The following is a 23,129-nucleotide window of genomic DNA, read 5'->3' as shown; positions in this document are numbered from 1 at the left end:
GATCGTTCCAACCGGGAGTGGATCGTGAAGCGAGTCTTGTTTTTACTGATGGCGGTGCTGCTGGGCGTGCTGCCCGGCATTGCCAACGCGTGGTGGCAGAGCGACTGGTCGTACCGGAAGGCGATCACGATCGATGCCGGATCGAAGGGTGCCAACCTGACGGAGTCGGCCGGCCGCGTGCCGCTGCTCATTCGCCTGCATTCGGGCAACTTCCAGTTCGACGGCCTCGCCGATAACGGCGCGGACATCCGCTTCGTCGCGGCCGACGACAAGACCCCGCTCAACTATCACATCGAGCAGTACGACGCGATGCTTGGCGTCGCGCTGATCTGGGTGGACATCCCGCAACTGCCGGCCGGCGCCGCGCAGTCGATCTGGATGTACTACGGCAACAAGAAGGCGCCGGACGGCGGCAAGCCGGCCGAGACGTTCGATGCGGACTACACGCTCGTCTATCACTTCAACAGCGCGGCAGGCGCGCCGCCGAAGGACGCGACCGCGTACGGCAACAACGCGCAGAACGCACCGTTCAAGACCATCGAGGACGGCATCGTCGGCAAGGGCGCGCAGTTCGACGGCAACACCGCGCTGAACCTGCCGGCCAGCCCGTCGCTGAACGTTGCCGCCGGCGGCAGCTTCACGTTCAGCGCGTGGGTGAAACCGTCGGCGCTCGCGCCGAACACGCTGCTCTACAGCCGCCGCGATGGCGCCAATGCACTGCTGATCGGTCTCGACAACGGCGTGCCGTTTGCACAGATCGACGGTGGCGCGACACCAGTGCGCACGCCCGGCGGCGCAGCGCCGGTCGCCGCGAACCAGTGGACGTATATCGCGGTGACGGCCGACGGCAAGAACGTGACCGTCTACGCGAACGGCAAGCAGGTGGCGCAGGTGGCCGCGACGCTGCCGGCGCTCACAGGTGCGGCAGCAGTCGGCGCGGACGTCGCCGGCGCGCCGGCAGGCTTTGCAGGCTACGCGGGCGCACTCGATGAGCTGCGGCTGTCGAAGATCGCACGCTCGCCGGCCGCGATTGCGGTCGACACGCTCGCACAGGGCTCGGAATCGAAGCTCGTTGCGTACGGCAATGACGAGAAGCAGTCGGGCTTCGGCTTCGGCTACTTCGGCGTGATCGTGCAGTCGGTGACGGTCGACGCGTGGGTCGTGATCACGATCCTGCTCGCGATGGCGGCCGTGTCGTGGGTCGTGATGTGGACGAAGGCGCGCTATGTCGGCACGGTCGACAAGGCCAACCAGTTCTTCGTGCAGCGCTTTCGCGAAGTGGCGGGCCGCCACCTGGTCGGCCTCGCGCATGTCGACGAGAAGAGCGAAGAGGGCCGCCGCCTGTATCAATCGTCGCTGTATCGGCTGTATCGCGCGGGCGTGCATGAAATCCACAGCCGTGTCGACAGCAACGGCCGCACGGTGATCACGAGCGAGTCGATCGAGGCGATCCGCGCATCGATGGATGCGACGCTCGTGCGCGAGAACCAGCGGCTGTCGAAGTCGATGGTGCTGCTGACGATCGCGATCTCGGGCGGCCCGTTCCTCGGCCTGCTCGGCACGGTGGTTGGCGTGATGATCACGTTCGCGGCGATCGCGGCGGCCGGCGACGTGAACGTGAACGCGATCGCACCGGGTATCGCGGCCGCGCTGCTCGCGACGGTCACGGGCCTGTTCGTCGCGATTCCGGCGCTGTTTGGCTACAACTACCTGCTGATCCGCAACAAGAACGTGACCGCGAACATGCAGGTGTTCGTCGACGAATTCGTTACGCGCCTTGCCGAAGCGCATCGCGCGCCGGATCACGCGGTGCTGGCCGACTGAACGGACGCGGGGAGACCACCATGCAGGTTCAGGACGACGACAAGCCGTACGACGACATCAACATCACGCCGATGCTCGACCTCGCGTACGTGCTGCTGATCATCTTCATCATCATGACGACCGCGTCGGTGCAGGGTATCAAGGTCGATCTGCCGAAGGCGAGCTCGTCCGCGAGCCTCGCGAAACCGAAGACGAAGGCGATCACGGTCGCCGATTCGGGGCAGATCTTCCTCGATGCGTATCCGGTGACGATGGACGAACTCGAGAGCCGGCTGCGTACCGAGAAGGCGAGCAATCCCGAGTTTCCGATCGTGCTGAAGGGCGATGCGGCCGTGCAGTACCAGCGCGTGATGGACGTGCTCGACCTGTTGCGGCGCCTCGACCTGTCGCAGGTCGGCCTCGTGACGGGCAAGGCGAAACAGGGCGGCTAGGGACCGGCGATGGAAATGACCTACAACGGCGGCCCGCCGGACAAGGGCCCGGCCCGCTACGTGAAGCCGGTCGTGATCGCGCTCGTGCTCGCGAGCATTGCGGCACTGATCTGGCATTTCGCCAGCGATACCACGGGCGTGAAGCGTGCGAGCGCGCCGCAGGTGACGACGGTGATTCCGCTGCCGCCACCGCCTCCGCCGCCCAAGCAGAAGCCGCCGCCCGAGAAGGTGAAGGAGGAGGTGAAGACGCCGGTCGACAAGCCGACCGTCGCGCCGAAGCCTTCCGAGGCGCCGAAGCCGTCGGACAACCAGCCGAAGCAGATGACGATGAACGCGCCCGCGCAGGCCGGCACGGACAGCTTCAACATCGGCGCGGGCGACGGCTCGGGGATGGTCGGCAGCGGCGGCGGCGGCCGGTTCGGCAACGCGAGCTACGCGCAATACATGGTCTATGTGCTGCAGCGCGCGATCGAGCAGGACAAGGGCGTGCAGGACGCGGGCGGTGCGCGCTTTGCGGGCAGCCTGAACCTGTGGATGGACCCGTCGGGACACATCACGAAGGTGGCGATCGCGCAGTCGACCGGCGACGCGAAGATCGACGCGGCGGTGATCGCGGCGGTCGAGTCGCTCGGCAGGGTCGACGAGGCGCCGCCGCCCGCGACCGCGTATCCGGTGCTCGTCAGGTTGCAGGGCCGCAAGCCGGCGTGATGGCGCGGGCATGAGCGGCGAACACGTCATGGGGCAGGTCCGACGCACGGATCCTGCCGGAAAAGAACAGCCATTGTTCGGAGTGCTTTGATGATTCAGAAGATGAACGGACGGGGTGGGGTGCCCCGCAGCGGTGCGATGCCCTTGCGACTGTCGCGCGTCGGCGCGGCAGTACTGACGCTCGGGCTGACGTGCGCGTCCGCCGGCCATGCGCAGTCGCTCGAGACGCAGGCGGCCACGGGCCAGGCCGCGCCGACCGAAAGCGTGGTGATCAACCTGATCAACCTGCTGGTCAAGCGCGGCGTGCTCACGCAGCAGAACGCGAACGGGCTGATCAGCGAAGCGCGCACGGAAGCCGCGCAGGCCAAGGCCGCTCGTGCATCCGGCGCGCCGGTCGCCGGCGGGGCCGCGGTCGTCAACGCGCCAACGCAGCCGGGCGACGTGTCGGTGCCGTACGTGCCGCAAGTCGTGCGCGACCAGATTCGCGACCAGGTGAAGCAGGAAGTGATCGCGCAGGCGAAGGCCGAGAACTGGGCGCAGCCGAACACGTTCCCGGACTGGGTGTCGCGCATCACGCTCGACGGCGACATGCGCGTGCGTGACGAATACCACTTCTACGGCAGCCGCAACGCGAACAACATCACGAACTTCGCGGCGATCAACCAGGGCGGCGGCTTCGACGTCAACGGCAACACCAACACGACGCAGCTGCCGACGCAGAACACGACGCAGAACCGCAACAACCTGCTGCGCTATCGCGCGCGGCTCGGCGTGACGGCGGTGCTGTCCGACGAACTGACGGCCGGCCTGCAGCTCGCGAGCGGCAACGACAACGGCCCGGTGTCGACCACGGGCACGGCTGGCGGCGGCTGGGGCAAGAAGAACATCTGGCTGAACAAGGCGTACTTCTCGTACAAGCCGACGACCTGGCTGAACCTGACCGCCGGCCGGTTCGACAACCCGTTTTTCAAGTCGGACCTGATCTTCTCCGACGACCTGATGATGGACGGCCTCGCGGTGAACCTGCGCCATGCGCTGCCCGCGGCCCCGGACGTCACGCTGTTCGGCACGCTCGGCGTGTTCCCGATCCAGTACACGAGCGAGAACTTCCCGTCGAACAGCACCGACAAGGCCGGCAGCGACACGAAGTGGATGCTCGGCGCGCAGTTCGGCGCGGACTGGAAGATCGACGCGAAGAACCGCCTGAAGGGCTCGGTCGCTTACTACGACTTCCAGAACATGCGCGGCACGCTGTCGTCGCCGTGCGCGCTGTATCTCGGCGCGACGAGCTGCAGCACGGACAACGAGGCGCCGACCTTCATGCAGGGTGGCAACACGCTGATCGCGCTGCGCAACATCGTGCAGAACCCGAACCTTGCGCCGGGCCTCACGCCGCAGCCGCAGCTGTTCGGTCTCGCATACAACTACCGGCTGCTCGACCTGAAGGCGCAGTGGGATACCGTCGTCGCCGACCGCTTCAAGCTGCGACTCGACGGCGAATACGTGCGCAACCTCGCGTACAACGACAACAAGGCGTTCAGCGCGGCGTCGCTGCCGGTCAACAACTACGAGTCGACGTCGGTGAACGCGACGCGTGCCGACTACCGCAGCGGCCCGAACGGCTTCCTCGCGAAGGCGACATTCGGCGAACCCGAGCCGCGTGCGAAGGGGCAGTGGAATTTCTCGGTCGCGTACAAGTACCTGCAGCCCGATGCCGTGCTCGATGCGTTCAACGACTCCGACTTCCACCTGGGCGGCACCAACGCGCGCGGCTACGTGATCGGCGCGGCCTACGCGGTTGCGCGCGACGCGTGGGTGTCGGCACGATACCTGAGCGCGAAGGAAGTGTACGGCCCGCCGGTGTCGATCGACGTGCTGCAGCTCGAGCTCAACGCCCGCTTCTGATGGAGTGCCGCATGAACACAGCTCAACACGCACTGCTCGCGGCGGCGCTCGCCGGCGCGCTGCTGTCTGCCGCCGGCTCCGCCGGCGCGCAGAGCATCGAGGACAAGCTGCGCAGCCAGTTGCGCTCGACCGTGCAGGAATTGCGTCAGCTGCAGGACGCGCAGGCGCAGCTGCAGGCGGAGAAGACGGCCGCCGAGCAGCAGCGCGACGCCGCGCTCACGCAGCTGAAGGCCGCACAGGCGCAAGCCGCGGCAGCGAAAGGCGAATCGAGCGGCGAAGCGGCGGCCAAGCGCGCGCTTGCGCAGGAACGGTCCGCACGGGAGCAGGATGCGCAGGCGCTCGCGAAATACAAGTCGTCCTATGAGGACTTGCTGACGGTGTCGCGTGCGCGCGATGCGCAGCACACGCAGATGCAGACCGAAATCAGCGCGCGTGACACGCAACTGAAAACCTGCGCGGCCCACAATGCAGAACTGTACCGCGTGGGTCACGAGATTCTCGATGCGTACGAGCATGTCGGGATCGGCACGTTCTTCGCGTCGCGACAGCCGTTCGCGCGAGCCGCGCGCGTGAAATACGACGATCTCGCGCAGCGCTACGGGGACGCGCTGTATGCGGGCAAGTACGACCCGGCAGCGCGCCCGGCGGTCGCGGCGAACGCGCCTGCAGCCGCTGCTGCAGCAGCAACTGCGGCGTCCGCACCGTCCGGCACGCAGTGATTGGCGCGGTGCACGCGGGATGATCCGATCGATTCGTTAAAAAAAAGGAAGAGAGAGCCATGCAGGACAGCAAGATGGAAGCGTCGGGCGAGCGCCCGGCACAGGATGCGCTGATCGATGCGGTCGGCGTCGAGCAGCTTGCGGACGTGTTTCGCAGCGCCGGCTACCGGGTGACCGCCACCGAGCAGAACGGCGCGGTGCAACTGATGAGCGCGAGCCAGGGCGTCGGCTTCGCGGTGCGCTTCGGCAATGTCGCGCCGACCCTGGCGCCGCAGCACGGGGCCGTGCAAGCGGATGCCGCCGCTGCGCGCTACCTCGACTACACGCTCGGTTGCGTGCTGCAGGTGCAGGGCGATCTGCCCGCGCAACTGGTGGCCGACTGGAATCGCACGAAACGCTTCGCGCGGCTCGCGAGCCACGGGCCGTTCCTCGCGCTCGAGATGGACGTGATCGTCGCGGGCGGCGTGTCGACCCGTCATCTGCGCTCGACGATCGAGCTGTGGGACCGCATGGTGCAGGAATTCCTGCTGCACCTGCGCAACCGGCCGGCGCTGGCCGAGCAGGAAGCCGCCGCGCGTGCAGCGGCCGCCGGTGCGACGGGTGACGGTGAGGCCGCCGCCGCGGTGGCAGGCGACGCGGGCGCCGAACGCACGGAAACGGCCGGGCGATGAGCGGACTCGGGCGGATCGGCGCGGCGCTGTGGGCGCTGCTGACGGGCGACCTGCGGACGAAGTCCGGGCAGGTCGACGCCCGTGACGCGCCGGCCGCCTGGGTCGACTATGCGCAGCGCGTCGCGCAGCACCTGACGGCGGCGCTCGACGATGGCGCCGACGCGGCCGCATGCCGGCTTCGCGCGCATCTGGAGCGCGATGCGGCGCATGGCGCCGACGAGGGCGCGCCGCCGCCCACGCTGAGGTTGAAGGCCTGGCTCGATGGCAATGGCGCGATCGAGCGGGTCGAGAGCACGCCGGCGGGCGATCCGGCATTCGCGGCGGACCTGTGCGCGGCGCTGGTCGGCCGGCCGGTCGGCGTGCCGCCGCCGTCCGGGATGACGCAGCCGGTGGTCGTGCGCGTGCTCATCGCGAGCGCGCCGTGACGGCGGCAGCAGCAGGCGGACGAGGCGGACGAGGCGGACGAGGCGGATGTCGGGCCCGGTGCGCGACGTCCGGGATTGAGAACAGCAGTCAGACAGGAATGGGAAAGACGGTGAAGAAACTTGCAATGATCGTGGGCAGCCTGATGCTGAGCGTGCCGCTCGTCGCGGCCGCGCAGGACGACGTGATCGCGAACGCGGCGCAGGCGTCGGTCACGCAATCCGATATCGCGACGCTGTTGAAGTCGATCGGCGAGGAGGGGCGCACGCGCCTCGCGGCCGATCCCGCCGCGATGGATCAGGTCGTGCGCGCGACCCTTGCGCAGAAGGCCGTGCTCGCCGAAGCGAAGCAGAAGGGCTGGGACAAGCAGGCCGACGTGCAGGCGGCGATCGAGCAGGCGCGACGCGAGATCATCGTGCGCAGCTATCTCACGTCGGTGAACGCGCCGCCGGCCGACTATCCGTCCGATGCGCAGATCCAGGCCGTGTACGACCAGAATCGCGACGCGTTTACCGCGCCGCGCGCGCTGCACGTCGCGCAGATCTATCTCGCCGTCGCACCGAACGCGGACGCGGCGACCGTCGACAAGGTGCGCAAGCAGGCCGCCGACCTCGCGAGCCGCGCGCGCAACGGCGATTTTGCCGCGCTCGCGAAAGCGAATTCGCAGGACAAGGCGAGCGCCGCCAACGGCGGCGACATGGGCTTCGTGCCCGAGCCGATGCTGCTGCCGGCCGTGCGGCAGGCGGCCGAGGCACTGAAGCCCGGCCAGGTGTCCGCGCCGATCCAGACGCCGACCGGTTTTCATGTGGTGAAGCTGATCGACGTGCGTGCCCCCGCGCTGCGTCCGCTCGCGGACGTGAAGGAGCGGGTGCGCGCGACGCTGCGTGCGCAGCGTACGCAGCAGGGCGTGCAGGCGTCTCTGGCGAAGTTCGGCGGCAATGCGCCGATCAACGAAGACGCGCTGAGGAAGGCGCTCGCGACTGCGCAATAGGCTCTTCCATGACATTGACGAGTTCCGTACCGGACGCCGGAGCGCCCGACGCTCGCGCGCGCGGTGCCGCGGCGGCCGGCTCGGCACGCGCGGCCGGCGCCGATGCCGCTGCTGGCGCCGTTGTTGACGCCGCGGTTGGTGCCGCGGTTGGTGCATTCCCGGCCGGGCCCGGCGAGCCGCCGTCTGATTGTCCGCTCTGTGCCGGCGCGCTCGAGCCGATGCCCGGCATGCCGGGCTATGTGCGACACCGCAGCACGCGGCTGTCGGAGCGGTGCGCGCTGACGACCCACCACCACCAGCCCGACGAACTGACTGTCCGGGGCGCGCGCGACGTGCGCGTGTCGGCGCGCCATCGCGCGCGCTTCGTCGAGCAGTGGGAGCGGCATTACGTGCTCGTGCGGCGCGTGTGGCCGGCGTTCACGATGAGCCGGTTCACGACCGTGCTCGCGTGCGCGGACGTGCAGGATCTGTGGTCGTACCCGTCGCTGCGCGACGACGACCTGGCGGCTGTCCTGCTGGCGCTGGCCGGCTTCATCCGGGTGCGGGACGAGCGCGCGCCGACCGATCCGGAGCCGGACGGCGATGCGGTGCGCTGGGTGCGATTCTGGTTCGAAGCGCGCGTGCGGGACGTCGGGGATCTGTGGACGGCCGGCACCGACGCGCCACGGCTTTTCCGGGTCGACTACCGCGAGCCGCTGACGACTTTGTTTCCGACGGGCGCGCAGGTGCAGGCCTGGCAGCCGGTAGACGGCGTGCGCGACGCGTGGGCGCAACTGGACGCCGCGCCGATGCCGGATATCGCGCCGTCCGATCACGCGGCATTCGCTCGTTTCGTCGCCCGCGCACCGATGCGCGACTGGGCCTGACCAGGGTCGTCATGGTGACCACGGTGACCGGTTTGCGGCGGTATAAGCTGGTATGAGCGGGCCTGAGTTGGCGTGAGTCGGCGTGAGTCGGTGTGAGGTGGTATCAGCGCGAAAGGAGCGAGACATGACCGGACAGTGGAAGGGACACATGGCATTCGCCTGCCTGTGGCTGGCGAGCGTCGCGCACGCGCAGGGCGGTCAACCGCCGGCGGCCGGCAGCCAGCCGGCGCCGGTGTCGAAGCCGGTCTGCGTCGACGCGGAAGTGGACGGCAAGCGTGCGCTGTCGTACGACTGCCTGAGCGCGCAGCTCAAGCCCGCGGCAACACCGGAGGCGGGCGCGTCGCAGACGGCGGCGGAAGGTCTCGCGAAGGCGCCGTCGAATCGGCTCGGCACGTTCAATTTGTCGGCGGAGCAAAACCGGTTCGGCGCGAACTGGGGCAAATCGGTGATTCCGCAGCGTCCGGCGCAGCCCGTGGCCGTGCCGCCGAGATGAGCGCGCGCGGCGGAAAGCGGGGGGCCGCGACGCTCGCGATGCTCGCGGCAATTGCAATGGCCACGGCGGGCGGAGCGGCCACTGCAGCCGACAAGCCGGCGCAAGGCGGGGCCGCGAGCGCGGGGGCGTCGGTGACGCTGCCGAACTTTGCGGCACTCGTGAAGCGGTATGGCGCGGCGGTCGTCAACATCAGCGTCACGCGCGAGGTGACGCAGATGGGCATTCAGCTTCCGCCGGGCATCTCGCCGGACAATCCGCTCGCGCCATTCTTCGCGCGCCGCGTGATCGGCAACCGCGAGGAGGTGAGCCTCGGCTCTGGGTTCATCGTCAGCGCGGACGGCATCATCCTGACGAACCGGCATGTGGTAGGCGACGCGGCCACGGTCGACGTGAAGCTCACCGACAAGCGGCAGTTCAAGGGCCAGGTGATCGGCAGCGATCCCGTATCCGATGTCGCGGTGATCCGGATCGACGCGCGCAACCTGCCGACTGTCGTGACCGGCGACCCCGCGCGCACCGAGGTCGGGGATTGGGTGATGGCGATCGGTTCGCCATACGGGTTCGCGAACACGGTCACGCAGGGCATCGTCAGCGCGAAATCCCGTTCACTGCCGGGCGAGAGCTACATCCCGTTCATCCAGACCGACGTGCCGATCAATCCCGGCAATTCGGGTGGGCCGCTGTTCGACCTGAGCGGCCGCGTGATCGCGATCAATTCGATGATCTACACGAAGACCGGCGGCTATCAGGGGCTCGCGTTCGCGATTCCGATCGATCTCGCGCTCGACGTGAAGGACCAGTTGCTGCGAACCGGCAAGGTCACGCGCGGGCGGCTCGGCGTCGCCGTGCAGGAAGTCAGCCAGGCGCTCGCGCGCTCGTTCGGCCTGCCAAATCCGGACGGCGCGCTGATCACGATGGTCGAACCGGGCGGGCCCGGCGCGCAGGCCGGCCTGCAGGCCGGCGACGTCGTGCGTGCGATCGACGGCAACGCAGTCGCGGATTCGGCGGACCTGCTCGGCAGTGTCGCGGGCATGCGGCCCGGGCGCTCGGTGGAGCTGCTCGTGTGGCGCGGGGGACGTGCGATGCATGTGCAGGCAACGGTGGGCGCGTTCGACAGCGGCACCGCGTTGAACGGCAACCTGCAGGGGCTGGCGCGGATCGGGCTCGCGCTGCGTCCGGCGAACGAGCAGGAGCGTCGGCAGCTCGGCGTGAACCAGGCCCTCGTGATCGAGCAGGCGAGCGGCGAGGCCGCGCGCGCGGGGCTGATGGCCGGCGACGTGGTGCTGTCCGTCAACGGCGCGCCGGTCGCGACCGCCGGTGCGCTGGCCGGCGAGATCGACCGCGCGCATGGCACGGTCGCGCTGCTCGTGCAGCGCGGCGGCGCGCGGCTGTACGTGCCGGTCGAACTGGGGTGATCGTCGGACGCGGGACGGCGGATGGCGGATGGCAGATGGCAGATGGCGGACAGTGCGCGCAATAGTGCGGCAATGTAGGGTTACGTGCGCGGCGACGGATTGCGCGACGCGCGGACTGTGAGGCAATCGAGGGTCGTCATGCAGCGGAAGCAGCGAAACCAGAGGAATCGCGCAGGTGGCGCGGCGGCGGCGTTCGTCGTCGCGTGGGCGCTTGTCACGGGCGCGCCGGCGAGCGCGCAAACGGCCGACGTGCCGCAAGCGTGGATCAGCTACGCGCAACTGGTCGGGCGCCAGTTCCAGGGGTGGCTCGAGACCGACGGGGACGCGGCCGACTCGCTGCACGCGTATCTCGAGGATCGCGTGGTGCACGCGACGGCCGACGCGCCGCCGCCGGCGATTGTCGTGCGCGCATGGATCGGCGCGGACGGCACGGTCACGCGCGTTGAGTTCGAGACGCTCGGCAACGCGAGCGCGGATGCCGCGTTGCGGCAACTGCTGACTGCTGCCGGCCCGCTGACGGAGCCGCCGCCGCCCGATATGCGCCAGCCGCTGCGCGTGCGATTGCGCCTGACGCCGAATCCGGATGCTGAAGGGGCGGCGAAGCCCGGTTCCTGACGTCGGGGCACGCCGCGACGCACGGAGTTCGGTCATGGTGATTCTGTTGATTGGTCTGGTCTGTGGGTGCGTTGCGCTGTTTGCGTTCGCGCTTCATGTCGATCCGCTGACGGGGCGCATTGGCCGGGCGGCGTTGCGGGCCTGGCTCGCGCAGCACCGATCGCGTGCTGGCCTTGCAAGCCAGCGCACTTATCGTTATTATTTTTATAACGATTCACCAGGATGAACAGATGCAGCAGCAACGCGCGGGAGTATCAGGCTCAGGATTCGCATCCCCCATCGATCGGGAAGACCGCGTTCCGTACGCCGTCGCGAATCGTCGTCGGGCATCGAAATCGATTGGCATCGTGCTTTCCGCACACTTCGAACTCGACGAACTGGTTTCCGTCGCGCAGGTGTTCAACTCGGCGAATGCGTTGTCGGACCCGTGCGCGCGCACGGCCATCCATTACGACGTCTGCCTGTTGTCAGCGTCCGGCGGCATGATCGCGAGTACCGCGTCGGCGTGCGTCTGGACCAACGGAATCGATGCGCATCGCGAGCCGGACGACTTCCATGCACTGTTTCTTCTAGGCGGAGCAGGCGCGCGCGGCGGGTTGCACGACGATCGCGTCATTGAGTGGCTCGATCACGCGATCCCGCATCGCGTTGCCTTATTTCCGACCACGACGGCACTTGCGCGGAAGCCGACCACCGAACCTCGTTGTTCCGGGCGTGGCCATATCCGTGCGGCGCTCGGCTCTGACGCCGCCCGTGGCTTTTCCGCGGCGAGCCCGTACCCAGACACAGCAAGCCCGTTTCACGCTGCGCTGAATGTGATCAACAGGGATATGGGCGCCGCCATTGCGAAGCAGATCGAGGTGGCTGTCGCACCCTCTGTCGACACGCCTTTCACATCGATCGTTCGCCTGTCCGAGAATGCCGGTGTAAGCGCACCGATCCAGGCATCGGCACGCTGGATCGCGGCGAACGGTCACCGGTCGATCGCAATCGACGAAGCCGCCGGGATTGCGACGATGAGCGAGCGAAATCTTCTGCGGCGCTTCAAGAGCGAGGTGGGTGTCACACCTTCGCATTACCTGACGTTCGTACGACTCGACAAGTGCTGCCGGCTCCTCGTCGATACCGATCTGCCGGTCGACAAGATTGCTTATCGCAGCGGCATTGGTGGCGGCGGGAAGCTGGCCAAGTTGTTTCGCGCCCACCTTGCGACCACGCCGACCGAGTACCGCGCGAATCAGCGCGATTCGGCACGTGCAGCACGTGCGGCACCACGGAATCGATTGAGTTGAGGGTTAGCCGCGTCTCGCCTGGCTCGTCGCGCCAGCCGGCAGCAAGGCCAGCACGCCCTTGACCGCGTAAAGCACGATCAATGCGCCGCTGAGATCGCCAACCACCATTGCGAAGAACCGCTCTCCGATGCGCTGTGTGTCGCCCTGCAATGCGAACCAGATGCAGTGAAGCGATGGATTCGCGATCGAGTAGGCGACCGCAAGGAGAAGCAACCGCCTCGGCGTGAGATTGGTCAGCGACGCGCGCAGGCCGTAGTGTTCCAGCGCCAGTCGATAGACCGCATAGGGAGCGACGGTCGCGAGGATACCGCCCACAATCGAGCGCACCGGGTCATGCGGAAAGAAGTAGAGGAAATCGACCAGCCAGCTCGCGATCAGCAGGCCGATTGCGCCATAGCCGCCCAGCAGGAGCGTGCTTAGCAGCCGGATGCCGGACGGCAGGTAGACCCAGTTCACACCGCGCACGAATTCGCTGTGCGTGAAGATCGCTTCGTTGAACCACAGCGACAGGATGAACGCGGCGGCCGTGCCGACGATCGATATGAAAGGCAAACGAAAGCTCGGCATCGGTGTAAGATTGCGACAGTTCTGAATTCACTATTTCGCATGATAGCCTGCGGTCCACCTCGGCGAAAATCGCGGAGCATGGAGCGAACGCCATGACACGCCCTGCCGACATCTACCTTCGATTCCTGCAACTCGCCGAAGCATTGCGCGGCCTGCCGTCGCTTCCTTCGCTCGATCCGCTGGAGGAGCGCATCCTGGAGTTTGTCGCCCGCTCAACGCAGAACAAGGAACGGCTGTCCGTGCGCGAAATGATCGCGCATGCCGAATTCGGGTCGCCCGCCACGCTTCACGCGCGCATTACGTCGATGCGCGAAAAGGGGTGGATCATGCTCAGCGATACCGAAGACGCTCGGCGCAAACAGATCGAACTCACGCCGGCCGCGTTACGGCATTTCGACAAGCTGTCCGAGTGCCTGGTCAAGGCGACCAAGAATGTTTGAAATCGATTTCGTCGAGTCTTTCCCCCTCTGACCGATCGCGGCGCGCTCAGCGCAGGCAGCGATTGCGGCTACCCGTGCACATAGACGAAATGATCCGAAAATACATCGTCATCCTGATCAATTCAATGGTCGGTGATGGGCGGGGGGTGCCCCTATGTCCTTCGTCAAGCGTTAGGGGCTGACTTGGGTTGGTAAATGGTGCCGTCACGCAGCATGGCGAACAGGACGTCGCAGCGTCGCCGTGCCAGTGCGATGAGCGCTTGGTTATGACGCTTGCCTTGCTGGATCTTGCGCGAGTAATAGGCCCGTGAGACTGGGTCCCGTAAGGCCGCGAAGGCGGATAGGAACAAGGCGCGCTTGAGCACCTTGTTGCCCCGTCTGGATGGGTGCTCGCCACGGATCGACGAGCCTGAGCGTCGGGTGACTGGCGCGAGGCCTGCGTAGGCTGCCAGATGGGCGGCCGAGGCGAAGGCTTTGTGGGCAACTTCGGTCAGGAGTCTGGCGGCGGTCCTGACGCCGACTCCCGGCATGCTGGTCAGGACCGGCCAAAGAGGGTGAGCAAGCACCAGTCGCTCAACTTCGGCGGCGACCTCGTCGCGTTGCTTACGCAAAGCAGCGAGCTGCTGGGCCAAGCGAGGCATGACGATGGTGGCGGCCTGCGTGCCGGGGACGATCACGGCTTGTTCGCTAAGTGCCTGAACGATCTCAGTCGCCAGGCTCTTGCCCATGCGCGGTGCGAGCTTGACCAGGCGGTTGGCGAGCGTCTTCTCGCTGGTGGTGGCAAGCGCGGCGGGTGACGGGTAGCGCTCAAGTAGATCGAGCACGGCAGGATGGTCAAGGCGCGGTCCGAGAACGCGCTCGAGCGCCGGATGGATCTGAGTAAGCAGGCCGCGAATGCGGTTGCTGGTTTGCGTGACCTGAGCGGCGAGGTCGTCATCGAAGCCGCAGAGCATGGTGAGCTCCGCGAGTTGCTCGTCGGCCAGGCGAAGCGAGCGCAGCGTATGCGGCATCGAGCGAGCGGCTTCGGCGATGATCGCGGCGTCTCGGGCATCGGTCTTGGCTTCGCCGGCGTGCAGATCAGCGATGCGGCGCATAGCCAGTCCGGGCAGATAGGCGACGAGTACGCCTTCGGCGCGGGCGATGGCTACAGGAAGCGCCCCGATGGTGGAGGGTTGATCGACGACGAACAGCAATCGACCGTGAGTCTTGAGTTCGGCGATGAGGGATCGCAGCTTGACCTCGTCGTTGGGTAGCGCCTTGTTGTACAGACGCTTGCCGTTCCGATCGAGCGCAACGGCGTGATGGTGGCCTTTACCGACATCGACGCCGACGAAGACATCGACGGCGCCATGTTGTTGAGTGTCTTGCATCGAAGTATGAGCAGAGTGAACGGATTGGCCTGCAACAACGGTGGCAAGTCTCGGCATCCACGTTACGGACGGCGTCGGGATATCCCGGCCAAACCCCTATCAGCGATCACCAGCCACCCACCAGGCCCGGTGACAACACCCCCCTATAAGGACCTCCCCATTGTTGCAAGCTGTGGTTTAGCGGTTCATTCGTTTAGCCCCTGCTTAGCCTGTTGCGGAGACCAACAGGACCGGCGAACGGGACAGACTGCACGCCTATAAACGGCCTCGTGGGGCACGCAATTGCCTTTGCCCGGGCCCGGATAGTAACCGCGCAGCAGGACTCCATCCGGATCACGGCGAATACATGCGATGTAGCGCCTGAGGGGTGTTCGAGTTCGCCTGCTGCCGGTCTGACCTGTCGCTATCCTTACCTGTTGCGTCTTCGACTACCAAGTCAATTCATGCTGAACTGCAAGCCTTCTGCTTTCGCGGGAGGCTTCAGGAATCGGTCGCCATTCTCGTGCGGACGGGCGCGTAAGACGGATCGAATTGCTCGCCCTTGGCCAGTACGGCCCACAGAATTCGTGCGTGCTTGTTGGCTACCGCGATCAGCGTCTTGTAAAAGCCCACGCGTGCCCGCAACTGGACGATCCAGCGCGAGAGCCGATCGTTGCGTCGGTGGGCCGTCAGGACCGCGGAGCGTGCGCCCTGAAACAGCAGGGTTCGCAGATAGGCGTCCCCTTGTTTTGTGATGCGCCCAAGCCGCGACTTGCCGCCGCTGCTGTTCTGCTTGGGCACGATGCCCAACCATGCGGCCATCTGCCGGCCGTTCTTGAATTGCCGCGCGTCGACCACCGTTGCTACTGCTGCCGATGCCGTGAGCCGGCCGACGCCGCAAACGCCCATGCAACGTTGGGCTTGCGGGTCGTGAGCGGCGTGTTCCGCGATCTGCCTTTCGAGCCACGCAATTTGCTCGTCCAGCGCCTGCCATTGCGTCCAGCCATGCATTAACGCCTGGCGCGCCGGCCCTGCCAGCTCGTTGCTGCCGTCCTCGACGCGCTCGACGAACTGCTTGCGCAACGAGTCAGTGCCTTGCGGCAGGAACACGCCGAACTCGGCCAGCAATCCGCGCATCCGATTGATCAATGCAGTGCGCTCCTCCACGAAGCTGGTTCGCATGCGGTGCAGCACCAGCACGCTTTGCTGGGCAGGTGATTTGACCGGCACGAAACGCATATGGGGACGGCTTGCCGCTTCGCAGATCGCTTCGGCATCGAGTGCATCGTTCTTTACATGAACGCCGCCTTTGCGGTACGGGGCAACAAACTGAGGTGGAATCAGGCGCACATCGTGTCCGAGCGCACTCAGCTTGCGTGCCCAGTAGTGCGCCCCGCTGCATGCTTCCATGGCGTTCAGGCACGGTTCCAGATTCGCAAACCAGTTGACGAATCGCTCGCGCGTGATCGCTTTCCGTACGACGACATGCTCGACGCTGTCGACCGCATGAATTTGCATGATGTTCTTCGCCAGATCCACGCCAACACGAGCAATCTTGTCCATGACATCCCCCTTCGCGGAAGGTTGCGTAGCGCCAGCCATGATGACACCCGACGGTGCCGATCTGGCGATCGGGGAGGTCCTTACCAATTCGGATCATGACTGCGACTGGGGGCGGGAATCATGCCGGGCCTGGCTGGCCAAAGCCCCAATTATCGGGGCGTGAAGATAGTAACGGGGGCGAAAGAACACGTACTCCCGTCTGAGTTCATCGCGTTCGTCACCGCGCATCAACGCTGGCTGAGCATTCGCCGATAAATAATCGAATCGCTGGCGCGCGATGTGTCTGCTTTATCCGCTATAGCGACGGCCTGCCAAAGCAGAATATTACATATTTATTACTCAGACAAATGCACATGCTTCACGCTTAAGGCTCGATATCAAATAGTGTGGCGGCGCTCTGCTTTTGCATCCGCGCAAACGCTAAACAGGATTTCATTGATGAAATTACGCGACGCAGTTGCATGAGATTCTCTCGCGTGCGTCCGCTGTCCGATTCACCCTATTGGCTCTCTTCAGGAAGCGCTTAACGCGGGCATTCCTACGACGTTACGAACAATTACCGCGCGTTTCTCCATACTTCTTCCGTATTCGGTGGGCAATTCCGTCGCCGTCTTATCAGATCTACCTTGGCACACATTATGCGTGTCGCATCGTGCGGGGCGAGCGCGTGACGTCTGGGGTCACTGGAAGTAAGAAAATCAATGATCTAGATCAATGATTGGCGTGCACGATTAGGACGAATGTGCGGTTTCATAACGAAATTCACAAAATTGGTGCCGGGTCACGTCCTTGACTGATTCCGTCAACAGCAAGGCGAAATCAGACGGCGACACGGCAGATACCTATTTGGACGAATATGATGCGCTGCAGAAAATGTAAAAAAACGTTAAAAGGCAGAGATGATGCAATCAATGTCGAACATATCGAGAACGGGGTTGAACGTGAGCCGTGGTCGCGGGATGGGCGTCGGCCGTCAGCGGGAAAGCGTAATCGTGCTTCTGCTTGACGGATTTTCCGTTATGCAGATGGGCAAGCTGGCTGCGGTATTCGAACACGCGAATCAGCTGAGTCGCGTCAAATCCGCATTCGCGGATCGTTACGAGCTGCGCCTGTATTCCGCGCATGGGGGCCCGATTCGCTCGTCGTCCGGCGTGCAGATCTGGACGGACGCGCCGCGCATGCTCGATGCGAGTGCGGTTCACGCGATGTTCGTCCTTGGTGGCGAAGATCACGCGAGCGAACACGACGACCGGTTGGTGACCTGGCTGCACAGCGCGCACCAGCGTGCGCGTGTGGTCAAGGGGGCGAGTGGCGGCGGAAAGCTCCTGGCGCGAATCCGTCTGAATCAGAAGGATCTGGGCACGGCGCCGTTGATGCCGTCCACGACGAGTGCCGCACCCGGTGCGACTCAGCGATCCGACGCGTCCGGTGACGAGGACGAAGGCATGCTCGCGGCAGCGCTGTCGATCGTCGCGCACGACATGGGTTACGAGATCGCACAGGAAATCGTCGGCAGCATGATGCCGGGCGCGAACCGAAAGCTGACGGGTGCAGCGTTCGGGCCGCGCGAGGCGCGGGCGAGTGAGCTGATTCGTGCTGCCGCGCATCATCTGCGCGTCAACAGCGCGAACCGCATCTCGATCGCGGACGCCGCCCAGGCCGCCGCGATGAGCGAGCGGAATTTCCTGCGGCGCTTCAAGAACGAAATCGGTGTGACGCCCACCGAGTTCGTTTTGCGGGTCCGGCTCGAGAAGGCGTGCTCGATGCTCGTCGAGACGGATCTGCCTGCCGACAAGGTTGCACGCCGCACCGGCCTTGGCAGCGGCGACCGGCTCGCAAAGCTGTTCCGCCAGCACCTGTCGATGTCGCCGACCGAATACCGCACGGCCGCGCGCAACGGCATGTACGCCCTGGCGGAGGATGGATCCGCCGCGAACGCGCCGGAATGGATGACCGGTTCGATTTCCTGACGGAATCGCGGGGTCGGGCACGCGCGGTGCGATGCCCGACCCGGATCGATCGATCCGTGGCCTGACGGTCCGTGTGCGCAGTGTGCCGGGCGCCGGCATGTGTCTCCTCCTGTTATTCGGCGGTTGCTTGAGCAACTATCAGTCTTCTGATGATGATGCCGCGCTGAAATACGCTTGCGTGTTCGGATGAACGGAGTGGTCGACGACGATCTCGTCGACGGCTGCCCATCGATAGGCGGTGTGCTGCGCATTCGGCAGCGCCGCGAGATCGACCTTTTCGCGCAGCTTGTATCCCAGCACCACGTAATGCGTCGACACGCCCGGCTCGCCGCCGAAATTGTCGTCGTACAGGTGTTCGTACACGCCGATGAGTTCCGCGTCGGTCCGCGCGAGATCGCTTCGCCCGAGCTCGTCGCGCGCGATGCGGCGAAACGCGTCGTCGAGGCGTTCATTCTTGCGGATGCGTCCGCCGGGCACGAACCAGAAGCCCTGCGCAGGACGATTCACGCGGTGACCGAGCAGATAGCTACCTTCGTCGTTCCGGACGATCAGATCGATCGCGATGAGCGGCGTCGCGTCGATAACGCGCAGGAAGGTGTCGAGTGGCAGCATGGTCGGTCGATCGGCTCCGGACGGTTCAGCGAATGCGTGCTGGCGAGCGGCGATCGGAGCATGACGTGGCCCGAATGCGTGACGTCCATGCTTCGATTGACGTCACGCCACATGCCGCTGCACATATGCGTTCCATCATGGCGTACCGTCACGAAGTTAGTCAGCCAAAACATCGAAGCATTCCGCCAATTGCGGGAAGCAGATGTGAGGTGCGTGTGCCGATGCGTCGCACGTTTTGCATTCGTTCCTGAAAGGAAGCATTTCCAATCGGCCATGATCGTGGTTGCGTCCGCCATGTGTGCGCACGGCGAATTCAGCGACGCTAAGCTCTCAACTGGCCTTTCGAGGAGAAGAATCATCCCCGGAACCTCCTCGGAACTTTGCCTGCGCGCAACCTTGCGCGCAGGCCTTTTTATTCCGTCCGGGTCGAGCATGAACGAAGCCGCGTAGCTGGTTTCGATGCTCGGCTCGTTGCATCGCGTTCCGTTCGGTTTCGGTCGGCAACGCAGTCAAGAAGGACTGCAGAGCATATGCCTGTCGGGCAATGCCTGTTCATTCCGTCAAGCCGGCGATCCGAAGCCGGTCACATCGCACCTCCATCCAGTCGTGAAGCGCGTCCGTCGTATGGACGGTCCGTTATCTGCAATCGTCCGCGCGTGATCGCGCCGACGTGATATGTGGCGATACCGATAATCCGTTTGAACACTGACAGGAATCAATCGGTAATTTACTTGTCGGATTCAGCGGAAATGTTGTCATGTCCACCATGCTGCGATGCAATGTACGCTAGCGGGATTGATCTGGCCGCCGCTCGTTGTGGCCTGTGTTTCTGACAACGCGGAGCACGACCGACATGAACACCGCACTTCTGATTCTCTCGAGGATCTGTTTCGTATGGATCGCCGTTTATGCGATCACCAGCGTCGCCTCTGGCCTCTGGGCGGGCGCACGCCATAACCAGGGGCTACTGCTGCTTGAGCTCCAGTCGCATCGCGCGCGCGGCACGAAGGAGACGGCACGTGCGCGGACGTTGAAGCGCATGGCGCTGCTCGCGATTCTGGCGTTGCCGGTGGGAATCGCCTCGTTCATCGCGAGCGCAGTGCTGTCGTAAGCGATCGCAACGCAGTATGAGCGTGGGACGTGGCCGGCCGGCGCGCATGGCTCGCGCGAACCCTGAATCCTCAGACAACCGACCGCATCGATTTGCTGCGCCGCATCGTTTGCACCATTCGCCGACCGGACATTTGGCGGATCGACGCTAGCCGTACGCGTGCAAGACATCTGGCCGAACCGGCCATCTTCCCGAACGAACGCGTGGCCAGTCGAGTCGCCAACGAGGCGCCCGACATGTGCGCTCATCGCGCTTCGCATTCTTTGCAAATGAGCAAGCGGTGGCGCGCGGATCAAAGCGCTGCGGCATCTGGCGCCATTACCAACGTATGTCGGCCACGTTCAATGCGACTGCTCGCGCCTCTATGCCGGCTTCGTTGGTCGTCCGATCGAATGGAGCGAGAGCGAAAGCGTCGCGTATGGTCGGTCCGGGAAATCCCGCAGACTAATCGGACGACTTTCTGTTCGAATCGGCCAGCCATATTTCGCCATTCGGCGGTCTCGGTATGATGCGACGCAACGGGACAGCAATGTCCTTCACCAACGCGAGATGGCGATACGGTTCAACGTCCGAGAGCACTCTATGGGGCAAACAAGTCTCGACTATTCGGAAGACGGAGTAGTAGCCGGTGCGGGAAAGAAAGGGCGGCGCGAGACTCGGGACATTGGTGTTGTCGTGTTCGACGGATTCTCGCTGCTAGCAGCAGGCGTAGTAACTGAAGTGTTCGAGATGGCCAACGAGATCTACGCGCCACGCTCGAATGGTCGACCGCTGTACGACGTTCGCTTCTATTCGTCGGAAGGTGGCAGTGTTGCATGGTCGTTGGCGATCAGTGTCTGGACGTATGCGTGCGATGCAGGTTCGGCGCGGGCATTCGATGCATTGTTCGTTGCCGGAGGAGAAGGTGCGCGGCGCGCGGCGCGCGACACGCGGGTGATCGACTGGTTGCGGACCGTCGTGCCGCAAACCGGCATCGTCCAGACAATCGGCGAGGGCAGGATGCTGCTCGACGCGGCGCGGGCAAAGCGGAGCGTGGGCGGCGCGATCGATGCGACGCCTGGCGCGGATGACAGAGTGGCGCCGGCAAGGGCAGCGCTGGCGCTCGTTGAGCGTGACCTCGGCAGCGAAGCGGCGCGCGGGATTGCAGCACGCCTGGCATTGAATGGCGAAGCCGAGCCGATCGAGCACCTGCCCGATACGCGCAGGACGACGGCTGCGGAACGGGCTCGGGCGACGGCACGCTGGTTGCAGCAGAACTGTGAAAGAGCGATATCGGTAAGCGACGCAGTGCGTGTCGCGGCGATGAGCGAACGGAATTTTTTGCGTTGCTTCAAGCAGGAAATCGGCACGACGCCGTCCGAGTTCCTTCGGGAGGTCAGGCTGGTGCGGACGATGCAGTTGCTGACCGGAACCGATCTGCCGATCGGCACGATTGCGCGGCGATGTGGGTGGGGCAACGGTGATCGACTTGCGAAGATTTTCCGCAAGCGCATGAACGCGACACCGTCCGAATACCGGATGCGTGCGCGAGCACACGCGACGGAAGAGGAAGAGTCGTAGGACGGGTTTCGGCGGAAAGATGGGCTCGCATTACCTCGGCAAAACGTTTGAATCGTTGATTTAGCGAATAGGAGTGCAGATCATGTCGGAGTCCATCGAAGCAGCGAAGGGTGACATTGATTCGGCCGCACCGGTTGCCGGTGCCGCCGTCAATGCGCGCGTTCGTGTCGCCCCCGTCGTACTCGCGGGCGGATCGGGCTCGCGCTTGTGGCCGATGTCGCGCGAGCAATATCCGAAGCAGCTGATTGGCGTGCTCGGGACCGATTCGTTGCTGCAAGCGACTGTCCAGCGCATGAAAGGGTTTTCGTCCGATACGAGCACGTTGGCGGCGCCGATCGTCGTCTGCGGCGACGAGCATCGATTCGTGACGGCAGAGCAGCTGCGTGCGAGCCGGATCGACGCGCGCATCGTCGTCGAACCGGCTCGCCGGGACACGGCACCGGCGCTGACACTTGCTGCGGCGGCTGCGTTCGCCGATGGCGAAGATGCAATTGTCGTCGCTATGCCTGCCGACCACGCGATTGCCGATACCGCTGCATTTCATCGCGCGCTCGTGCTTGCGATCGAACATGCGAGGCGGGGTGCGATCGCGACGCTCGGCGTGCCGCCGACGCGAGCCGACACCGGCTTCGGCTACATCCGCCTCGGCGACGAGCTCGGCTCGGACGCGTACCGCATCGAACGATTCGTCGAGAAACCGGCTGCCGAGCTGGCTGAGCAATATCTCGAATCCGGCTTGTACTGGTGGAACAGCGGCATCTTTGTCGTGCGCGCGAGCGTCTGGCTCGACACGTTGCGTGCGCTGCGCCCCGACATGCACGCCGCGTGCGTCGCGGCGTACCAGCACGGCGCCGACGATGGTCCGTTCTTCCGGCCTCACAGCGATGCGTTCCAGCAGTCACCGTCGGATTCGATCGACTACGCAGTGATGGAGCGTCTCGCTTCCCAGGCGGGCCTGGCCGAAGGCGTGGTCGTGCCGCTCGACGCGGGTTGGTCTGATCTGGGCTCGTGGGACGCCGTGTGGGAAGCGCTCGACAAGGATACGGACGGCAACGTCGGCCGCGGCAAGGTGGTGTTCGAGGGCGCCACGTCGAGCTTCGCGCATTCGGAAGGGCGTCTCGTCGCGTGTGTTGGTGTGACCAACGTGGTCGTCGTCGAAACCGACGACGCAGTGCTGGTGGCGGACCGGTCGCGCGTGCAGGACGTGAAGGGGCTCGTCAGCCGCATACGTGCGCAGCAGGCGCCGGAAGCGGATTCGCACAGGAAGGTGCGACGCCCGTGGGGCTACTACGACTCGATCGATCAAGGCGATCGGTTCCAGGTCAAGCGCATCGTCGTGCAACCGGGCGGACGCCTGTCGCTGCAGTTGCATCACCATCGTGCCGAGCATTGGATCGTCGTGAGCGGCACCGCGCTCGTGACGCGTGGCGACGAGCAATTCATGCTCAGCGAGAACCAGTCGACGTTCATCCCGCTGGGCATTACGCACCGGCTCGAGAACCCTGGCAAGTTGCCGCTCGAAATCATTGAAGTGCAATCGGGATCGTATCTCGGCGAAGACGACATCGTTCGTTTCGATGACACCTACGGGCGTCGGTGAAGCG

The 23,129-nt window shown here is 65.1% G+C and carries 23 protein-coding genes; 19 read left to right on the top strand and 4 right to left on the bottom strand.

Annotated features, from left to right (window positions below; all coding sequences use genetic code 11):
• The first annotated feature begins 48 nt into the window (after window positions 1–48).
• The 14 genes from DID96_RS18120 (at window position 49) to DID96_RS18055 (ending at window position 12,353) form a co-directional block, all read left to right on the top strand.
• A complete protein-coding gene (locus DID96_RS18120; RefSeq protein WP_260463936.1) occupies window positions 49–1,824 on the top strand; it encodes a DUF2341 domain-containing protein in 1,776 nt (591 codons plus the stop codon).
• A 20-nt stretch (window positions 1,825–1,844) separates the two neighbouring features.
• Window positions 1,845–2,255: a biopolymer transporter ExbD gene (locus DID96_RS18115; protein ID WP_059748770.1), complete on the top strand. Its 411-nt coding sequence runs from the start codon at window positions 1,845–1,847 to the stop codon at window positions 2,253–2,255.
• A 9-nt stretch (window positions 2,256–2,264) separates the two neighbouring features.
• Window positions 2,265–2,963 carry a TonB C-terminal domain-containing protein gene (locus DID96_RS18110; protein WP_124600650.1) on the top strand — a complete coding sequence of 233 codons (699 nt, stop codon included), beginning with the start codon at window positions 2,265–2,267 and terminating at the stop codon, window positions 2,961–2,963.
• Window positions 2,964–3,053: 90 nt separating this feature from the next.
• Window positions 3,054–4,868, top strand: coding sequence for a putative porin (locus DID96_RS18105; RefSeq protein WP_124600649.1), 1,815 nt, complete (start codon window positions 3,054–3,056; stop codon window positions 4,866–4,868).
• Window positions 4,869–4,879: 11 nt separating this feature from the next.
• Complete coding sequence (locus DID96_RS18100; RefSeq protein WP_124600648.1) at window positions 4,880–5,587, top strand: hypothetical protein; 708 nt, start codon at window positions 4,880–4,882, stop codon at window positions 5,585–5,587.
• Between the two features lie 59 nt (window positions 5,588–5,646).
• Entirely contained in the window at window positions 5,647–6,258 is a 612-nt protein-coding gene (locus tag DID96_RS18095; protein ID WP_124600647.1) for a YbjN domain-containing protein, read from the top strand.
• Complete coding sequence (locus tag DID96_RS18090; protein ID WP_124600646.1) at window positions 6,255–6,683, top strand: hypothetical protein; 429 nt, start codon at window positions 6,255–6,257, stop codon at window positions 6,681–6,683. Before DID96_RS18095 ends, DID96_RS18090 begins: the two co-directional genes overlap by 4 nt.
• Before the next feature lie 125 nt (window positions 6,684–6,808).
• Window positions 6,809–7,672: a peptidylprolyl isomerase gene (locus tag DID96_RS18085; protein ID WP_409333788.1), complete on the top strand. Its 864-nt coding sequence runs from the start codon at window positions 6,809–6,811 to the stop codon at window positions 7,670–7,672.
• 8 nt (window positions 7,673–7,680) lie between these two features.
• On the top strand, window positions 7,681–8,538 hold the full coding sequence (locus DID96_RS18080; protein WP_124600644.1) for a hypothetical protein: 858 nt from the start codon (window positions 7,681–7,683) through the stop codon (window positions 8,536–8,538).
• A 148-nt stretch (window positions 8,539–8,686) separates the two neighbouring features.
• The gene (locus DID96_RS18075; protein WP_124600675.1) at window positions 8,687–9,031 is read left to right on the top strand and encodes a hypothetical protein; all 345 of its coding nucleotides are present in this window, start codon (window positions 8,687–8,689) and stop codon (window positions 9,029–9,031) included.
• A complete protein-coding gene (locus DID96_RS18070; protein ID WP_124600643.1) occupies window positions 9,028–10,446 on the top strand; it encodes a Do family serine endopeptidase in 1,419 nt (472 codons plus the stop codon). The genes DID96_RS18075 and DID96_RS18070 overlap by 4 nt, the downstream gene beginning before the upstream one ends.
• A 138-nt stretch (window positions 10,447–10,584) precedes the next feature.
• Window positions 10,585–11,061: a YbaB/EbfC family DNA-binding protein gene (locus DID96_RS18065; protein WP_124600642.1), complete on the top strand. Its 477-nt coding sequence runs from the start codon at window positions 10,585–10,587 to the stop codon at window positions 11,059–11,061.
• Between the two features lie 34 nt (window positions 11,062–11,095).
• Complete coding sequence (locus DID96_RS18060; RefSeq protein ID WP_124600641.1) at window positions 11,096–11,287, top strand: hypothetical protein; 192 nt, start codon at window positions 11,096–11,098, stop codon at window positions 11,285–11,287.
• A 4-nt stretch (window positions 11,288–11,291) separates the two neighbouring features.
• A complete protein-coding gene (locus DID96_RS18055; protein WP_124600640.1) occupies window positions 11,292–12,353 on the top strand; it encodes a helix-turn-helix domain-containing protein in 1,062 nt (353 codons plus the stop codon).
• A gap of 3 nt (window positions 12,354–12,356) precedes the next feature.
• On the opposite strand, the gene DID96_RS18050 is transcribed toward DID96_RS18055, so the two are convergent.
• Window positions 12,357–12,920: a hypothetical protein gene (locus DID96_RS18050; protein ID WP_124600639.1), complete on the bottom strand. Its 564-nt coding sequence runs from the start codon at window positions 12,918–12,920 to the stop codon at window positions 12,357–12,359.
• A 92-nt stretch (window positions 12,921–13,012) separates the two neighbouring features.
• On the opposite strand from DID96_RS18050, the gene DID96_RS18045 reads away from it, so the two are divergent.
• Entirely contained in the window at window positions 13,013–13,360 is a 348-nt protein-coding gene (locus tag DID96_RS18045) for a winged helix-turn-helix domain-containing protein (RefSeq protein WP_124600638.1), read from the top strand.
• 164 nt (window positions 13,361–13,524) lie between these two features.
• Here DID96_RS18045 and DID96_RS18040 read toward each other — a convergent pair whose 3' ends face one another.
• Both DID96_RS18040 and DID96_RS18035 read right to left on the bottom strand, forming a co-directional pair.
• Complete coding sequence (locus DID96_RS18040; RefSeq protein WP_185732292.1) at window positions 13,525–14,730, bottom strand: IS110 family transposase; 1,206 nt, start codon at window positions 14,728–14,730, stop codon at window positions 13,525–13,527.
• 480 nt (window positions 14,731–15,210) lie between these two features.
• Window positions 15,211–16,272, bottom strand: coding sequence for an IS110 family transposase (locus tag DID96_RS18035; protein WP_124600636.1), 1,062 nt, complete (start codon window positions 16,270–16,272; stop codon window positions 15,211–15,213).
• Window positions 16,273–17,264: 992 nt separating this feature from the next.
• On the opposite strand from DID96_RS18035, the gene DID96_RS18030 reads away from it, so the two are divergent.
• On the top strand, window positions 17,265–18,242 hold the full coding sequence (locus tag DID96_RS18030; RefSeq protein WP_260463932.1) for a GlxA family transcriptional regulator: 978 nt from the start codon (window positions 17,265–17,267) through the stop codon (window positions 18,240–18,242).
• Between the two features lie 138 nt (window positions 18,243–18,380).
• On the opposite strand, the gene DID96_RS18025 is transcribed toward DID96_RS18030, so the two are convergent.
• On the bottom strand, window positions 18,381–18,854 hold the full coding sequence (locus DID96_RS18025) for a GDP-mannose mannosyl hydrolase (protein WP_124600634.1): 474 nt from the start codon (window positions 18,852–18,854) through the stop codon (window positions 18,381–18,383).
• Window positions 18,855–19,707: 853 nt separating this feature from the next.
• Between DID96_RS18025 and DID96_RS18020 the strand changes: the two genes are divergently transcribed.
• The 3 genes from DID96_RS18020 to DID96_RS18010 all read left to right on the top strand — a co-directional run bounded on the left by DID96_RS18020 (window position 19,708) and on the right by DID96_RS18010 (window position 23,125).
• Window positions 19,708–19,965 carry a hypothetical protein gene (locus DID96_RS18020; protein WP_124600633.1) on the top strand — a complete coding sequence of 86 codons (258 nt, stop codon included), beginning with the start codon at window positions 19,708–19,710 and terminating at the stop codon, window positions 19,963–19,965.
• 549 nt (window positions 19,966–20,514) lie between these two features.
• The gene (locus DID96_RS18015) at window positions 20,515–21,525 is read left to right on the top strand and encodes a GlxA family transcriptional regulator (protein ID WP_260463931.1); all 1,011 of its coding nucleotides are present in this window, start codon (window positions 20,515–20,517) and stop codon (window positions 21,523–21,525) included.
• 82 nt (window positions 21,526–21,607) lie between these two features.
• Window positions 21,608–23,125 carry a mannose-1-phosphate guanylyltransferase/mannose-6-phosphate isomerase gene (locus tag DID96_RS18010; protein ID WP_124600632.1) on the top strand — a complete coding sequence of 506 codons (1,518 nt, stop codon included), beginning with the start codon at window positions 21,608–21,610 and terminating at the stop codon, window positions 23,123–23,125.
• Window positions 23,126–23,129: the final 4 nt, after the last annotated feature.

The sequence above is a fragment of the Burkholderia sp. Bp8963 genome (assembly GCF_003854275.1).
Taxonomy (GTDB): Bacteria; Pseudomonadota; Gammaproteobacteria; order Burkholderiales; family Burkholderiaceae; genus Burkholderia.
The sequence above is the reverse complement of the archived record's forward strand: the minus strand, read 5'-3'. Positions and strand labels throughout refer to the sequence as shown.

Bases quoted from the DNA above. Each gene is read 5' to 3' on its own strand.
- DID96_RS18105 (WP_124600649.1), top strand. From the start codon at position 3,054: ATGATTCAGAAGATGAACGGACGGGGTGGGGTGCCCCGCAGCGGTGCG.
- DID96_RS18055 (WP_124600640.1), top strand. From the start codon at position 11,292: ATGCAGCAGCAACGCGCGGGAGTATCAGGCTCAGGATTCGCATCCCCC.
- DID96_RS18060 (WP_124600641.1), top strand. From the start codon at position 11,096: ATGGTGATTCTGTTGATTGGTCTGGTCTGTGGGTGCGTTGCGCTGTTT.
- DID96_RS18065 (WP_124600642.1), top strand. From the start codon at position 10,585: ATGCAGCGGAAGCAGCGAAACCAGAGGAATCGCGCAGGTGGCGCGGCG.
- DID96_RS18115 (WP_059748770.1), top strand. From the start codon at position 1,845: ATGCAGGTTCAGGACGACGACAAGCCGTACGACGACATCAACATCACG.
- DID96_RS18110 (WP_124600650.1), top strand. From the start codon at position 2,265: ATGGAAATGACCTACAACGGCGGCCCGCCGGACAAGGGCCCGGCCCGC.
- DID96_RS18095 (WP_124600647.1), top strand. From the start codon at position 5,647: ATGCAGGACAGCAAGATGGAAGCGTCGGGCGAGCGCCCGGCACAGGAT.
- DID96_RS18025 (WP_124600634.1), bottom strand. From the start codon at position 18,854: ATGCTGCCACTCGACACCTTCCTGCGCGTTATCGACGCGACGCCGCTC.
- DID96_RS18045 (WP_124600638.1), top strand. From the start codon at position 13,013: ATGACACGCCCTGCCGACATCTACCTTCGATTCCTGCAACTCGCCGAA.
- DID96_RS18020 (WP_124600633.1), top strand. From the start codon at position 19,708: ATGAACACCGCACTTCTGATTCTCTCGAGGATCTGTTTCGTATGGATC.
- DID96_RS18040 (WP_185732292.1), bottom strand. From the start codon at position 14,730: ATGCAAGACACTCAACAACATGGCGCCGTCGATGTCTTCGTCGGCGTC.
- DID96_RS18010 (WP_124600632.1), top strand. From the start codon at position 21,608: ATGTCGGAGTCCATCGAAGCAGCGAAGGGTGACATTGATTCGGCCGCA.
- DID96_RS18090 (WP_124600646.1), top strand. From the start codon at position 6,255: ATGAGCGGACTCGGGCGGATCGGCGCGGCGCTGTGGGCGCTGCTGACG.
- DID96_RS18100 (WP_124600648.1), top strand. From the start codon at position 4,880: ATGAACACAGCTCAACACGCACTGCTCGCGGCGGCGCTCGCCGGCGCG.
- DID96_RS18080 (WP_124600644.1), top strand. From the start codon at position 7,681: ATGACATTGACGAGTTCCGTACCGGACGCCGGAGCGCCCGACGCTCGC.
- DID96_RS18120 (WP_260463936.1), top strand. From the start codon at position 49: ATGGCGGTGCTGCTGGGCGTGCTGCCCGGCATTGCCAACGCGTGGTGG.
- DID96_RS18050 (WP_124600639.1), bottom strand. From the start codon at position 12,920: ATGCCGAGCTTTCGTTTGCCTTTCATATCGATCGTCGGCACGGCCGCC.
- DID96_RS18085 (WP_409333788.1), top strand. From the start codon at position 6,809: ATGATCGTGGGCAGCCTGATGCTGAGCGTGCCGCTCGTCGCGGCCGCG.
- DID96_RS18035 (WP_124600636.1), bottom strand. From the start codon at position 16,272: ATGGACAAGATTGCTCGTGTTGGCGTGGATCTGGCGAAGAACATCATG.
- DID96_RS18075 (WP_124600675.1), top strand. From the start codon at position 8,687: ATGGCATTCGCCTGCCTGTGGCTGGCGAGCGTCGCGCACGCGCAGGGC.
- DID96_RS18070 (WP_124600643.1), top strand. From the start codon at position 9,028: ATGAGCGCGCGCGGCGGAAAGCGGGGGGCCGCGACGCTCGCGATGCTC.
- DID96_RS18015 (WP_260463931.1), top strand. From the start codon at position 20,515: ATGGCGATACGGTTCAACGTCCGAGAGCACTCTATGGGGCAAACAAGT.